Origin of the sequence: Janthinobacterium kochi, assembly GCF_051380715.1 — a bacterium.
Lineage (GTDB): Bacteria > Pseudomonadota > Gammaproteobacteria > Burkholderiales > Burkholderiaceae_D > Janthinobacterium.
Map to the genome: position 1 here is coordinate 89,780 of NZ_JBNYXO010000003.1, position 12,601 is coordinate 102,380.

12 protein-coding genes are annotated in these 12,601 nt (G+C 63.4%); 7 read left to right on the forward strand and 5 right to left on the reverse strand.

Annotated elements, in window-relative coordinates:
- Positions 1 to 85 precede the first annotated feature (85 nt).
- Entirely contained in the window at positions 86 to 856 is a 771-nt protein-coding gene (locus ACQ4WL_RS08095) for a spermine/spermidine synthase domain-containing protein (protein ID WP_436509235.1), read from the reverse strand.
- Between the two features lie 152 nt (positions 857 to 1,008).
- On the opposite strand from ACQ4WL_RS08095, the gene ACQ4WL_RS08100 reads away from it, so the two are divergent.
- Both ACQ4WL_RS08100 and ACQ4WL_RS08105 read left to right on the forward strand, forming a co-directional pair.
- On the forward strand, positions 1,009 to 1,284 hold the full coding sequence (locus tag ACQ4WL_RS08100) for a hypothetical protein (protein WP_436509237.1): 276 nt from the start codon (positions 1,009 to 1,011) through the stop codon (positions 1,282 to 1,284).
- A 37-nt stretch (positions 1,285 to 1,321) separates the two neighbouring features.
- Positions 1,322 to 2,473 (forward strand): GGDEF domain-containing protein, encoded by a 1,152-nt coding sequence (locus ACQ4WL_RS08105; protein ID WP_436509238.1) that lies wholly within the window; start codon positions 1,322 to 1,324, stop codon positions 2,471 to 2,473.
- 6 nt (positions 2,474 to 2,479) lie between these two features.
- On the opposite strand, the gene ACQ4WL_RS08110 is transcribed toward ACQ4WL_RS08105, so the two are convergent.
- Positions 2,480 to 2,818: a hypothetical protein gene (locus ACQ4WL_RS08110; RefSeq protein WP_436509240.1), complete on the reverse strand. Its 339-nt coding sequence runs from the start codon at positions 2,816 to 2,818 to the stop codon at positions 2,480 to 2,482.
- 239 nt (positions 2,819 to 3,057) lie between these two features.
- On the opposite strand from ACQ4WL_RS08110, the gene ACQ4WL_RS08115 reads away from it, so the two are divergent.
- The 4 genes from ACQ4WL_RS08115 (at position 3,058) to fdhD (ending at position 7,442) form a co-directional block, all read left to right on the forward strand.
- A complete protein-coding gene (locus tag ACQ4WL_RS08115; protein WP_436509241.1) occupies positions 3,058 to 4,140 on the forward strand; it encodes a calcium:cation antiporter in 1,083 nt (360 codons plus the stop codon).
- A 167-nt stretch (positions 4,141 to 4,307) separates the two neighbouring features.
- Positions 4,308 to 5,765 carry a Ppx/GppA phosphatase family protein gene (locus tag ACQ4WL_RS08120; RefSeq protein WP_436509242.1) on the forward strand — a complete coding sequence of 486 codons (1,458 nt, stop codon included), beginning with the start codon at positions 4,308 to 4,310 and terminating at the stop codon, positions 5,763 to 5,765.
- A gap of 93 nt (positions 5,766 to 5,858) precedes the next feature.
- Positions 5,859 to 6,545: a hypothetical protein gene (locus ACQ4WL_RS08125; protein ID WP_436509243.1), complete on the forward strand. Its 687-nt coding sequence runs from the start codon at positions 5,859 to 5,861 to the stop codon at positions 6,543 to 6,545.
- 78 nt (positions 6,546 to 6,623) lie between these two features.
- Positions 6,624 to 7,442 (forward strand): formate dehydrogenase accessory sulfurtransferase FdhD, encoded by an 819-nt coding sequence (gene fdhD, locus ACQ4WL_RS08130; protein ID WP_436509641.1) that lies wholly within the window; start codon positions 6,624 to 6,626, stop codon positions 7,440 to 7,442.
- Here fdhD and ACQ4WL_RS08135 read toward each other — a convergent pair.
- Complete coding sequence (locus tag ACQ4WL_RS08135) at positions 7,439 to 9,742, reverse strand: FdhF/YdeP family oxidoreductase (RefSeq protein WP_436509244.1); 2,304 nt, start codon at positions 9,740 to 9,742, stop codon at positions 7,439 to 7,441. The genes fdhD and ACQ4WL_RS08135 overlap by 4 nt on opposite strands.
- 146 nt (positions 9,743 to 9,888) lie before the next feature.
- Between ACQ4WL_RS08135 and ACQ4WL_RS08140 the strand changes: the two genes are divergently transcribed.
- Positions 9,889 to 10,650, forward strand: a complete 762-nt coding sequence (locus tag ACQ4WL_RS08140) for a GNAT family N-acetyltransferase (RefSeq protein WP_436509245.1) — start codon at positions 9,889 to 9,891, stop codon at positions 10,648 to 10,650.
- A 674-nt stretch (positions 10,651 to 11,324) separates the two neighbouring features.
- Here ACQ4WL_RS08140 and ACQ4WL_RS08145 read toward each other — a convergent pair.
- Complete coding sequence (locus ACQ4WL_RS08145; protein WP_034786045.1) at positions 11,325 to 11,612, reverse strand: hypothetical protein; 288 nt, start codon at positions 11,610 to 11,612, stop codon at positions 11,325 to 11,327.
- A 179-nt stretch (positions 11,613 to 11,791) separates the two neighbouring features.
- Positions 11,792 to 12,484, reverse strand: coding sequence for an ABC transporter ATP-binding protein (locus ACQ4WL_RS08150; RefSeq protein ID WP_436509246.1), 693 nt, complete (start codon positions 12,482 to 12,484; stop codon positions 11,792 to 11,794).
- Positions 12,485 to 12,601: the final 117 nt, after the last annotated feature.

Below are 12,601 nucleotides of genomic sequence, written 5' to 3' on the forward strand. Positions count from 1 at the left end.
TTGTCATAAACCACATCCATCATGCGAATTTTGCACCAAATCACTGCCAATAAGCAACAACATCTATGATCGGCGAAGACGACTTTCAGTTGCTGCCCGCGCCAGACTGCAGGCGTACCCGCCACAACTGCCATACGGGCAGCAGGCGGTTCAGAAACGCCAGGCCGCACACCCGCCGCCAGCGCACCAGGCGCACCACGCGCACGGCGCGGCCGTCAGCGCCTTGTTCCGGCTTGGCGGCGAAGACGATGCGGTTGTTGCCGGCGATGCCGTCGAAGTGGCACACGGCGCCGCGGAAGGTGAGCAGCAGGCGCGCCAGCATGGCGGGGTAGTGCTCGTCATAACTGAACAGATTGGCCACCAGCACGCCGCCGGGCAGCAGGGTGCGCAGGCAATCGGCATAGAAACGCGCGCTGCCCAATGCGGGCGGCAGGCCCGTTTCGTCGTAGCCATCGAGCAGCAGCACGTCGGCGCAGCCCGGATGCTGGCGGATATAGCTGACGGCGTCCGTTTCGATGATGCGTAGGCGCGCGTCGTCGGGCGGCAGCATGAACTGCTCGCGCAGGGCGATCACGTCGGCGCGCAATTCCAGCACAGTGATGCGCGCCTCGGGCAGGTAGCGGTGGCAGAACTTCAGCAGCGAGCCGCCGCCCAGTCCCACCATCAGGATGTGCCGGGGACGCGGCACGAACAGGGTGAAGCACATCATGGCGCGCGCGTAGCGCAGCAGCAGATGGTCGGGGCGCGACAGCAGCATTTCGCTCTGGATCATGCCTGGCTGGAATTCCAGGCGACGCCGGTCGCCGCAGGTATGCACCTGGGGCGCGCACGCGGGAGGTAATTTGCTATCCGACATAGGGCGACTTCGCTGAGTAGACAGGGGGAGATGCTTTGTTGCATTCAGAGAAATCTGATAAGCTCCCGTGAGCATACCCGATTAATCCGCGCCGAGCATGTGTAATGGCACGCGGCGGCCCGGCCGCGCAGTCGGGCACCATGGAGACAAGCATGTTTTTGGATCACCCCATCATTACGGCGACGAACAGTTTTACCGAGCCTGACCGCATCGAGCGGCTGACGCGCGTGTACGGTTACGCGGCGGCGCTGGCCGACGTGGCCGACAATGTCGGATTCATTGAAAAAGTGGCGCAGATCCACGATCACAAGGGCACCCTCATCGTATTCTGGCATGAGGCGCCCAGCGAAGTGGAAAAGCAGTATTTCGTGCAGGCGTGGGCCAGCAAGGTCGGCGACGGCAGCACGAATGTCGAACACGAAATCTGACCTGGCGCGCCGCGCCTGCGCATCGATAGCGTAGCCCATGGATATCAAGACCCTGGTACTGGCCCTGGCACTCGGCAACCTGAGCCTGTGCGCAGCCCTGTTCTTCTTCGAGTACGAGCGCAAGAAGTCGCTCAGCATGTCTACCTGGGCGGTAGCCAAGCAGTGCCAGGCCGTGGCCTGGTGCTTGCTGTATTTCCGTGGCGTGCTGCCTGATTTCCTCTCCATCTTGCTGGGTAACAGCCTGCTGTTTGCCGGCATGGCGCTCGACGCGGGCGCGCTGTGGCAGGCGGCCGGGCGCAGCGGCTGGCGCCGCTATGTATTGCCGGCGCTGGGGTTGTCGGTGGCGCTGTTTGCCGCCTGCTATCTGTTCGACGTGGCGCCGCTGTTGCGCAGCGCCGGCGGTTCGCTGATCGTGGCCGGCTTCTTCCTCGCCGGCGTGGCCGCGCTGTGCCTGAAATGGCGCGAGGCGAGCATGCTGCGCCGCTTCCTCGTCGTCAGCATGGGCCTGCTGTCGCTGCTGATCGCCGCGCGCGGCGTGCTCGCCGCCGCCATCCCCGCTTTGGACGTCGAGCTGCTGCAGCTGGCCGGTTTTGGCGCCCTGTACCTGATGATGCTGACGAACGCCTTCGGCTACCTGCTGCTGTCGCGTGAAAAACTGGGCGGCGAACTGGCGCGCCTGGAAGTGATCGATGCGGCCACGGGGGTGCCGAACCGGCGCGGTTTTTATCAGGCACTGGCGCCGTGGATGGCGCTGGCGCGCCGGCCCGGCTTGCCGACGGCGCTGGTGGTACTCAATATCGACCATTTCAAGCGGGTCAACGACAGCTATGGCCATCCGGTGGGCGACGTGGTACTGAAAGCCATCGTCGACACTTGCCGCCAGCAGCTGCGCGACAGCGACCTGATGGGTCGCCTGGGCGGCGCCGAATTCGCCATCCAGCTGCCACGCACGACCCTGGCCGATGCGCTGATGGTGGCCGAGCGCATCCGCGCTGCCGTCGAAGTGCTGCCCGTCAAGACAGAGCGCGCCGTGCTGCAGCTGACGGCCAGCCTGGGCGTGACCACCATCCGCGCCGAAGACAGCACCGTCAGCCTGTTCAAGCGGGCCGACGAGGCGCTGCAGGCGGCCAAGCAGGCGGGCCGCAACAGGGTGGTCGAGGCGCAGGGCGCCACCACGCTGGATATTTAAATCGGCTTACTTTTTGCGCGAGCCCAGCCAGCTGGGTTCCTTGCCGCATTCCTTGCTCAGGAACAGGGCGTCGAGGCCGGGATCGCAGCGCCGGTCAGGCGCCTTCATTGGCTCGACGGTGAGCCATTCGCTTTTGGGCAGGATCTTTTCTTCGCGCGGCGCCACCGGTGGCGCGGGCGGCAGGCTGTCTTGCCACTTTGACTCAGCGGCAGGCGCAGGCGGGGTGGCCCAGTTCGCGTCAACCTGCGCTTCGCGCGCTGGCGGCGTGTCCGCGTATGCGGCGGCGCAAAATACGCTGCCCGCGAAGAAAAAGGTGCGCATGGCCGTGTTGTTTATTGAAATCATGGTCTGTCCTTGGTCGTTGCCGGGAGGGCGTACTCTGCAGTATGACGGCGGCAGCAAGCAAAAAGACAAGAAAATTGCAACGGTATGTTACCAGACAGGCCATGCTGGACGCCGGTACGCCGAACATGTGCATTCCCTAACTTTCATTTAAGCTAAGCAAGTTATCCTGTGGGGTGCACGCTCGGCCCCGCTTGTCGTCCGCACCGCAGTTCCCCTTTTTTACTCTTGCCAGGCCCATAATGAAAATGCTCAAATCCCTGCCTGTATGGCCGCTTGCCGCCCCCCTTGCCGGTTGGCTGTTACTGTTCGGTTCTACCTTCAATGTCGGCGGCGCCTACCAGATCCTGCTGGTGGCTGGCCTGATCGGCAGCGTGCTGGCCGCCGTGTACCACGCGGAAGTGGTGGCGCACCGCATCGGCGAACCGTATGGCACCCTGGTGCTGGCGCTGGCCGTGACCCTGATCGAGGTGGCGCTGATCGTCTCGCTGATGCTGGCCGGCGGACCGGAAACGACGGGACTGGCGCGCGACACCGTGTTTGCCGCCATCATGATCATTTTGAACGGCATCGTCGGCATCTGCCTGCTGCTGGGCGCCGGGCGCCACCGCGAGCAGACCTTCGGCCTGTTGGGCGTGAGCGCGTCGCTGGCCACCCTGGCGGCCATCGCCATCCTGACGCTGGTGCTGCCAAATTACACCTCCAGCGCCGCTGGACCATATTACAACTCCAGCCAGCTCATTTTCATCGCCGTCATCTCGCTGGTCCTGTACGGCACCTTCGTGCTGGTGCAGACGGTGCGCCACCGCGACTACTTCCTGCCCAAGGAAGCCGTCGGCGACGAAGAGGTGCATGCGACGCCGCCCACGCCCACCGTCGCCTGGGTCAGTGCCGGCGCGCTGCTGGTGTGCCTGGGCGCCGTGGTGCTGCTGGCCAAGTCGCTGGCGCCCGCGCTGGAGACGGCGATTGCCGCCATGGGCGCGCCAAAAACCCTGGTTGGTATCGTCATCGCCGCCATCGTGCTGCTGCCCGAAGGCCTGGCCGCCGTGCGCGCTGCGCGTGCCAACCGTTTGCAAACGAGCTTGAACCTGGCGCTTGGCTCCGCACTGGCCAGCATCGGCCTGACGATTCCCGCCGTGGTGGTGGTGTCGCTGGCCACCGGTCTGACGATTACGCTGGGACTCGATATCAAGTCGACTGTGCTGTTGCTGCTGTCGCTGATGGTAGCCACACTGTCGCTGGGTACAGGCCGCACCACGGTGATGCAGGGCACCGTCCACCTGGTGATTTTTGCTGTTTATTTGTTTACGACCATCGTGCCCTAAGCGTCGTCGCCGCGCGACTTCTTGTCACAATCCTGTCACGCCGCTGTCATACGATGGGGGTAGTGTGGTAGGATTTTTAAATCGTTTAAATGATTTATATAATTTACCAATTGAATTTGCCAATTTTTTTGGCGCTTGGTACAGCAATGACATGACAAGAGGCCAGTATGTATGCAGCGGTGGACCTGGGGTCCAACAGTTTTCGTTTACACGTCGGCAAGCATGATGGCGACACTATCCGCGTGGTCAAGAGCGTGCGTGACCCGATCCGCCTGGCCGCCGGCCTCGATGCCAATGGCGACCTGACCGAGGCAGCCATGCAGGGGGCGCTGGCCTGCTTGCAGCGCTTTCGCGCCATCCTCGCCGGCTATGAACTCGATGCCGTGCGCGTGGTGGCCACGTCGGCCATGCGCGTGGCGCGTAACGGCGCCGTCTTCCTGCCGCTGGCCGAGCAAGCCATCGGCTACCCGATCGAGATCATTTCGGGCGAGGAAGAGGGGCGCCTGATCTACATGGGCGTGGCCAATGCGCTGGCCATTCCCGGCGAACGCCGGCTGGTGATGGATATCGGCGGCGGCTCGACCGAACTGATACTGGGGCGCGGCAACGATATCGAGCGCGTCGAGTCGTTCAGCCTGGGCACCGTCAAGCAAAGCCTGTCGTTCTTCATCGGCGGGCGCATCGACGCGCCGTCGTTCGAGGCGGCCATCCTGTCGGCGCGCAGCCATTTCGAGGATGGTGCGCCACCATACGGTCCGCAGTACTGGAAGACGGCCTACGGCTCTTCCGGCACCATCCGCACGATCGCCGACATCATCGCCCGCAACAAGCTCGGCGATGGCTTGCTCACCAGCGCCAGCCTCGATGCGCTGGCGCGGCGCTTCATCGAGCTGGGCCACACCAGCCGCATCGACATGCCCGGCCTGCGCCCCGACCGCGCCAGCACCATTGTCGGCGGCCTGGCCATCTTGATCGGCCTGTTCCGCGAACTGGCCATTCCCGTCATGACGCCGATCGAGGCAGGCTTGCGCATGGGCGTGATGTGGGACCTGTACCTGCGTTCGACCAAGCGCGACCGCCGCGAACAGTCGGTGCAGGGCTGCATGGAGAAATTCCATATCGACCAGCAGCGCGCCGGCCGGGTGGCCGAGCAGGCACTGACCATGTACGCGCAGCTCAAGCCCACGTCCGATGCCCTGGTGAAATGCCTGCGCTGGAGCAGCCTGCTGCACGAAGTGGGGCTGGCCGTTTCGCAGACGGGCTACCACAAGCACGCCTCCTATATCGTGGAAAACGCGGACTTGCCCGGTTTTACCACGCGCGAACAGAAGACCATGAGCCGGCTGATCCTGGCGCAGAAGGGCAATTTGCGCAAGATCGGTGAAGTGCTGTCCGACCCTGATTTCGCCAAGGCCGTGCTGGCGCTGCGCCTGTCGATTCTGCTCATGCATGCGCGCATCGAAGCCGATTTCAGCGAACTGCGCCTGCGCATGAAGAGCCGCATCGAACTCGACATCAAGCGCGGCTGGGTGGCGCACCATCCCACCGTGTCGTTCTGGATCGAGAAGGAGCAGGAATTCTGGGACGAGGTCGGGGTCGATTTCACCATCCGCGCCAGCGCCTAGGAGGTCATGCCGCGCGCATGACTTGATGTGCAGCAAGCAAGATTTCAAAAAAGAGTATATATTGTTTATATTATTTATTAGATTGGAGAATCCATGACCAAAACCGTTCCAGTGAAAAAAGCCGACAGCGCGCCCGTATCGATGTTCCCCACCAGCGCCTCGATCAATGCTGCCTCGGCCAAGGCCGTACCGGCCGCCAAACCTGCCGCCAAACCTGCCGCGAAACCGGTAGCCAAGCCGGCAGCCAAACCAGTGGCAAAAGCCGCCGCCAAGCCAGTGGCCGCCAAGCCCGCCGCAGCGAAGCCGGCAGCCGCAAAGCCTGTCGCTGCCAAGCCTGCCGTTGCCAAGGCGCCCGCCGCCAAGCCTGCGGCCAAGGCCGTCGTGGCCAAACCAGTTGTGGCCAAGCCAGTCGCCAAAGCCGCTGCCAAGCCGGCGGCCAAGGTTGCTGCGAAGCCGGTCGCCAAGGCCGCCGTCAAACCGGTAGCCAAGGCCGCCGCCAAGCCTGCGCCAGCGAAAAAAGCGCCGGTCGCCAAGGTCGCCGCCGTCAAGGAAAAAGCCCGCAAGCCGAAACTGGTACGCGACAGCTTCACCATGCCGGAAGCGGAGTATGAAGTTCTGGGCCAGGTAAAGAAAGCTTGCCTGAAGGCCGGTTTCGAGATCAAGAAAAGCGAATTGCTGCGCATTGGCGTGGCGCTGATCAGCCAGATCGACCTGGCGACCCTGCAAAACGTGCTGGCCGGCTTGCCGCAGCTGAAAACGGGCCGTCCGAAGAAGGATTGATGGCGCGAGCGGAGGGCCGCCCCCCGCTTGCCCATTCTGGTTTACCATGGGGCCTGTGATAGTTCCCCCATGGTTGCCATGTCAGAAGAAACCAGTATTGAACGCGCCGGCTTCGTCGAGCGCGCCATCGTCCGCCACCGCGCGGGCGACTCCACTGCCGCCATCGACCACGTCGCCGAGGAAATTCCCGTCGCGCTGGTCTTCAATGGCATTTCCCATGTCGTCATGATGGCCACGCCGCGTGACCTGGAAGCGTTTGCCTACGGCTTCGCGCTGACGGAAGGCGTGGTCGCTTCTGCCGGCGCCATCTTCGACTGTGAAGTATTCCTGCGCTCTGATTCCGCCGAAGTGGCACTGACCATTGCGCAGGAGGATTTCGTGCGCCTGAAGGACCGGCGCCGCCAACTCACGGGCCGCACGGGCTGCGGCGTGTGCGGCATCGACAGCATCGACATGCTCGACTTGCAGCCCGCCGCGCTGCCGCCGGCGCTGATCCACGTCGACTTGCCGGCCGCGCTGGCGCGCGCGTCCGCCGGCTTGCGCGAACACCAGGCGCTGATGCGGGAAACGGGCGGCGTGCATGCGGCCGCGTGGTGCACGCCCGACGGCGATATCGTGCGCGTATTCGAGGATATCGGCCGGCATAACGGCCTCGATAAATTGATTGGGCACCTGGCGCTGCACGATATCGACATGCGGCGCGGCTTCGTCTTCCTGTCCAGCCGCGGCAGCTACGAGCTGGCGCGCAAGGCGGCGCGCATGCAGATTCCGCTGCTGGCGACGATTTCCGCCCCCAGTTCGCTGGCCATTTCCATCGCCACGCAGGCGGGCATGAAGCTGGTGGGTTTTTGCCGCCAGGATGCGTACGTCGATTACACGCCCGGGATCAGTATTTAAGCAGCACTGCGCTGCAGTAGCACGGGGACGGACTTCGACGTGGGCGTGCCGGCACCGTCGGCCGTGCTGGCCAGCGGCACCAGCGCGTTCGTTTCCGGGTAATACGCGCCCAGGCAGCCGCGCGGGATGTCATAGGCGACCAGGCGGAAGCCGTCGGAGCGGCGCGCCACGCCATCGTCCCAGGCGCCGATCATATCCACCAGATCACCATCGGCAAAGCCCAGCATGGCGATATCTTCCTTGTTGGCGAAGATGACCTTGCGCGTGCCGTACACGCCGCGGTAGCGGTCATCCATGCCGTAGATGGTGGTGTTGTACTGGTCGTGCGAGCGCGTACTCATCAAGACCATCAGGCGTTCGCCATAGCGCGCACGGGCGCGGTGAAGTGGCGTGTCCAGCGGCAGCGGGGCGACGAGGAAACAGGCCTTGTCGCTGGCCGTTTTCCACACGCGCTCGCGCGAGGCCACCGTCAGATGAAAGCCGCCTGGAATGGCCACCCTGGCGTTGTAGTCGTAAAAATCGTCAAACACCTTTTCGATGTCGTCGCGGATGCGCGCATAGTCGGCCGCATACGCGCGCCAGTCGACCTGGCTGCTGCCCACGGTCGCTTCGGCCATGCCGGCAACGATGGCCACTTCCGAGCGCAGCTGCGGCGACGCGGGCGCATTGCGGCCGTACGAGATATGCACCATGCTCATCGAGTCTTCCACCGTCACGCCCTGCGCCACGCCGCCCTGCAGATCGATCTCCGTGCGCCCCAGCGTGGGCAGCAGCAAGGCTTCCTTGCCGATGACCAGGTGGCTGCGATTGAGCTTGGTGGCCACCTGCACCGTCAGCGCGCACTGGCGCAGCGCAGCAACGGTCAGCACCGTGTCGGGCGTGGCGGCGGCGAAATTGCCGCCCAGCGCGATGAACACCTTGACCTCGCCGCGCCGCATGGCGTCGATGGTGGCCACTACGTCGTGGCCATGCGCGCGCGGTGGTTCGAAGCCATACACCTGGCCCAGGCGGTCGAGGAAGGCCGTCGTGGGCTTTTCCTCGATGCCCACCGTGCGGTCGCCCTGCACGTTGGAGTGGCCACGCACGGGACACAGGCCGGCACCGGGCTTGCCGATCTGGCCGCGCAGCATCATCAGGTTCGACAGCATGCGGATGGCTGCCACGCTGTGCTTGTGCTGCGTCAAGCCCATGCCCCAGGTGGCGATGATGCGCTGGCCCTTGACGAAGATGTCCGTCAATGCCTCGATCTGGGCGCGCGCCACGCCCGACTCCTGCAGCAGCAGTTGCCAATTCTCTGCGCGCAGGTCGTCGCGGAAGGCGTCGAATCCGCTGCAATGCTGCGCGATGAAAGCGTGATCGATGACGGCCGGGGCGCCGCTGGCCTGCGCCGCATCGTCATGCTCGACGACGCGCTTGGCGACGGCCTTGATCAGGGCGAAGTCGCCGCCCAGGGTCGGCTGCACGAACAGGCCGGCCAGGCGCGTGCTGCCCAGGGTCGCCATTTCCAGTGCGCTTTGCGGGTCCATGAAGCGCTGCAAGCCCTGTTCGCGCAGGGGATTGATGGAGACGATGCTGCCGTCGCGGCGCGCGCAGTCGCGCAGTTCGCCCAGCATGCGCGGGTGGTTGGTGGCGGGATTCTGGCCGAAGATGAGGATGGTGTCGGTCAGTTCGAAGTCGTCCAGTGTCACCGTGCCCTTGCCGATGCCCACCGTGGCCGGCAAGCCGCGGCTGGTCGCTTCGTGGCACATGTTCGAGCAATCGGGGAAGTTATTCGTGCCGTACAGGCGCGCCATCAGCTGGTACAAAAAAGCGGCTTCGTTGCTGGCCCGTCCCGAGGTGTAAAACGCGGCCTGGTTCGGGTCGGGCAGGGTGCGCAGGTGGCGGCCCACGAGGGCAAAGGCGTCGTTCCAGGAGATCGGCACATAGCGGTCGCTGGCAGCGTCGTAGACCATCGGTTCGGTCAGGCGGCCGTGCTGTTCCAGCGCGTAGTCGGATTGTTCCAGCAACTGCGTGACGCTATGGCTGGCAAACAGTTCCGAGCCGGCGCGGCGGCTGGTCGCTTCGGCGGCGACGGCCTTGGCGCCGTTTTCGCAAAAGGCAAACGTGGAAGCGTGGTTGCGGTCTGGCCAGGCGCAGCCGGGGCAATCGAAGCCGTCCGGCTGGTTTTGCGCCAGCAGGGCTTTCAGATTGCCGGGCGCCACCCGTTCCAGGCGCAGGCTGATGGCCACGTGTTTCAAGGCATCCCAGCCGGCGGCCGGCTTGGTGTAGGGCGTGATGTGCGGTGCGTCCTGGTCTTTCATCCTGTCTTCCTGCCGGGTGAGTGTGGTAATTATGCACGATCCCCGCATGACATTGACTTGCGTCATGGAAATGACATTTGGCTGTCATTTTCCTGACATATTAGACAAGTACGCTGGAGTCGTCTTGATCACAGGGGGATGAAACCATGCAAAACATAAGCACGTCAAACGAAGCCAAGGCCCGGCCGGTCCAACTGGTGCTGAGCCAGGCCACGACAGCGGCGGAAGTGCGCGAAGTCCAGCGTTTGCGTTACAAGGTGTTTATCGAGACCATGGGCCTGACGTCGCTGGCCAATGCCGATGGCCTCGACAGCGATGAATTCGACGCGCATTGCGACCATTTGATCGTGCGCGACGCCGATACCTTGAAAGTGGTGGGCACCTACCGCGTGCTGAGCGCGGCCAAGGCGGCCAAGATCGGCCGTCTGTATGCGGAAAACGAGTTCGACCTGAGCCGCCTGAAGAACCTGCGCGGACGCATGGTCGAAGCGGGCCGCGCCTGCATCCACCCGAAATACCGGGGCGGCAGCGTGATCATGCTGTTGTGGTCGGGGCTGGCCGAGTACATGCGCCGCGAGCGCTGCGACTACCTGGTCGGCTGCGCCAGCATCAGCCTGGCCGATGGCGGGCATAACGCCGTCGCCGTGTACCAGGCGCTGGCGGAAAAGCACATGGCCCCAAGCGAATACCGCGTCACGCCGCACCTGCCTTTTCCCATCCACCAGGTGGAAGCGGCGCACAAGCCGCAGGTGCCGCCGCTGATCAAGGGCTATCTGCGTTCGGGCGCCTGGATTTGCGGCGAACCGGCCTGGGACCCTGACTTCGAAAGCGCCGACATGTTCATGATGATGCCGTTGGCGAATCTGGACGAGCGCTATGCGCGCCATTACGGAGTGGTGCCTGGCTAAGGCAATTCAGGTGCATGCCGGGCGGCGACGCCAGCAGCTGGCTGGCCAGCGTCTGCACGGCGCTGCGCAAGCCGGTCTCCACGCTGTCGGGCGGCGGCAGTTCAAGCAGGCAGCGCAGCGCCAGCGTGATCGCTTCGGGTTCGCCGATGCTGCCGTGGCGCCGTGCAGCAGTTGCCATCCCTGCGCCGGGTCAGGTACGGCCGGCATGTCGATGCCGGCGCCCGCATCGATGCCACACAGCGCGTCGCCCTGGCGTATCTCCAGTTCCGCACTATGCGCCAGCGCGCTGCGATGGATGCTTGCGAGCCCATTTCAATGAAGGCCGTGGCGAGGATGGCGGCCAGTTTCGGCCACGGCGCGATGGCGTCCGGGCACATGTCGCCCAGGTGCATCGCTGGGCTGCGGTTGAGATCACTGGTTCAGAGCTGACCTTGATGCCTGCGCGGACTGTGCGTGTTGTGTCAGATCAAGTTTGAGTGGAAATGCTGGCTGGCAGGGGGTAATGCGGAGTGAAAGCGGGAGGGTATGGCGCTGGAGCGGACGGGCAGAGAAACGGACAGCATGGTTTGGGCTGGGTCTCTTCGCTATCGTGAGCGAACTGCGCGAATTGTATGGCAAAAGTTCATGGCGCCGGGGACCTGGGTGCCTGGCATGGCATTACAACAGCGTGTATCTCAGTGGACTGGCGTGGCGGACAGTTCCTTCAGTTCGCGGATGGTGATGTCCGATTTTTCATGCATGCGCAATAAAATCGTTGCACCGACCGACAGTTTGCCGTGACGAATCTTGCTGATGATGGGGGGCTGGACTTCCAGAACACGGCACAGTTCCGCATCATTTTTCAGGTTCATCTTCTCGATCAGGGTATCGAGCAGCTTGTTGGGCACAAAACTCGATGGTTCGAGCGCACGCGCCCGGTTCATCGCCTCAATCATTTCCAGCTTCTTTTGCCGAACGTTCATTTACTCCTCCTTCAGGTTATGCAAGGGACGAGACCACTGTATGTGGCCCCAGCTATAGTTCGTCATCGCAGTACGGCTCTCCGGGTGACGTGATACCATTCGCGTTACAACATTGATAACCAGGCAAGTGTTTTCAATAATACTACGATAACAAAACTTGTGAAAGATGGTCAGTTAAATTAACTGATTGTTTGATCAATTTGGTCGACGATTGTTGTATTTTGTAAGCCGTTTTTCGTCAGGATCATGGTTCTGTCCGCCATTTCGGCGGCGGCCAGCGAATGCGTGACCATGATCGCGCAACTGCCGTTGGCCTTGATTTCGGCGCGCAGCAATTGCAGAATGCTGTGCGCCGTATCGGGATCGAGGTTGCCGGTCGGCTCATCGGCCAGCACCAGCGCCGGCTTGTGCACGAGCGCGCGGGCAATGGCCACGCGCTGCATTTCGCCGCCGGACAGTTGTTGCGGAAAGTCGCCGCCGCGTCCGCCCAGGCCGACCGCTTCGAGCATGCTGGTGGCACGCTCCTGGGGCAGTCCGTTGAGCAGCAGCGGCAGGGCCACGTTTTGCAGCAGGGTCAGGTGCGGCAAGACGTGGAACGCCTGAAATATAAAGCCCATGCGGGCGCGACGCAGCCGGGTGGCGGCGGCGTCATCGAGGCTGGACATGGCTATGCCGTCCACCAGGATAGGGTGCGCTTCGGCACCCGCATCGGGCGTATCGAGGCCGGCGATCAGGTTCAGCAAGGTCGACTTGCCGACGCCCGAGTCACCCATGATGGCGATGAATTCCCCCGCATTGAAACGGCAGGAAATGTTGGCCAGCACGGGACGGGCATGGGCATAGGACTTCGACAGATGGCGCAATTCGAGCATGGTGTTAACGGCTATCGTAAAGGGAGGCACGCGGGGGAGAGGGGGGCCTGGGAACTGCAAAGGGGCGCGGATTGTTTGGCCGGCAATGTGTAGTATACGACAGGCTTATCATTTTTG

What these genes read in the sequence shown, in the direction of transcription:
- ACQ4WL_RS08120 (WP_436509242.1), top strand. Translation starts at nt 4,308, where the DNA reads ATGTATGCAGCGGTGGACCTGGGGTCCAACAGTTTTCGTTTACACGTC.
- ACQ4WL_RS08125 (WP_436509243.1), top strand. Translation starts at nt 5,859, where the DNA reads ATGACCAAAACCGTTCCAGTGAAAAAAGCCGACAGCGCGCCCGTATCG.
- ACQ4WL_RS08145 (WP_034786045.1), bottom strand. Translation starts at nt 11,612, where the DNA reads ATGAACGTTCGGCAAAAGAAGCTGGAAATGATTGAGGCGATGAACCGG.
- ACQ4WL_RS08110 (WP_436509240.1), bottom strand. Translation starts at nt 2,818, where the DNA reads ATGATTTCAATAAACAACACGGCCATGCGCACCTTTTTCTTCGCGGGC.
- ACQ4WL_RS08135 (WP_436509244.1), bottom strand. Translation starts at nt 9,742, where the DNA reads ATGAAAGACCAGGACGCACCGCACATCACGCCCTACACCAAGCCGGCC.
- ACQ4WL_RS08095 (WP_436509235.1), bottom strand. Translation starts at nt 856, where the DNA reads ATGTCGGATAGCAAATTACCTCCCGCGTGCGCGCCCCAGGTGCATACC.
- fdhD (WP_436509641.1), top strand. Translation starts at nt 6,624, where the DNA reads ATGTCAGAAGAAACCAGTATTGAACGCGCCGGCTTCGTCGAGCGCGCC.
- ACQ4WL_RS08140 (WP_436509245.1), top strand. Translation starts at nt 9,889, where the DNA reads ATGCAAAACATAAGCACGTCAAACGAAGCCAAGGCCCGGCCGGTCCAA.
- ACQ4WL_RS08100 (WP_436509237.1), top strand. Translation starts at nt 1,009, where the DNA reads ATGTTTTTGGATCACCCCATCATTACGGCGACGAACAGTTTTACCGAG.
- ACQ4WL_RS08115 (WP_436509241.1), top strand. Translation starts at nt 3,058, where the DNA reads ATGAAAATGCTCAAATCCCTGCCTGTATGGCCGCTTGCCGCCCCCCTT.
- ACQ4WL_RS08105 (WP_436509238.1), top strand. Translation starts at nt 1,322, where the DNA reads ATGGATATCAAGACCCTGGTACTGGCCCTGGCACTCGGCAACCTGAGC.
- ACQ4WL_RS08150 (WP_436509246.1), bottom strand. Translation starts at nt 12,484, where the DNA reads ATGCTCGAATTGCGCCATCTGTCGAAGTCCTATGCCCATGCCCGTCCC.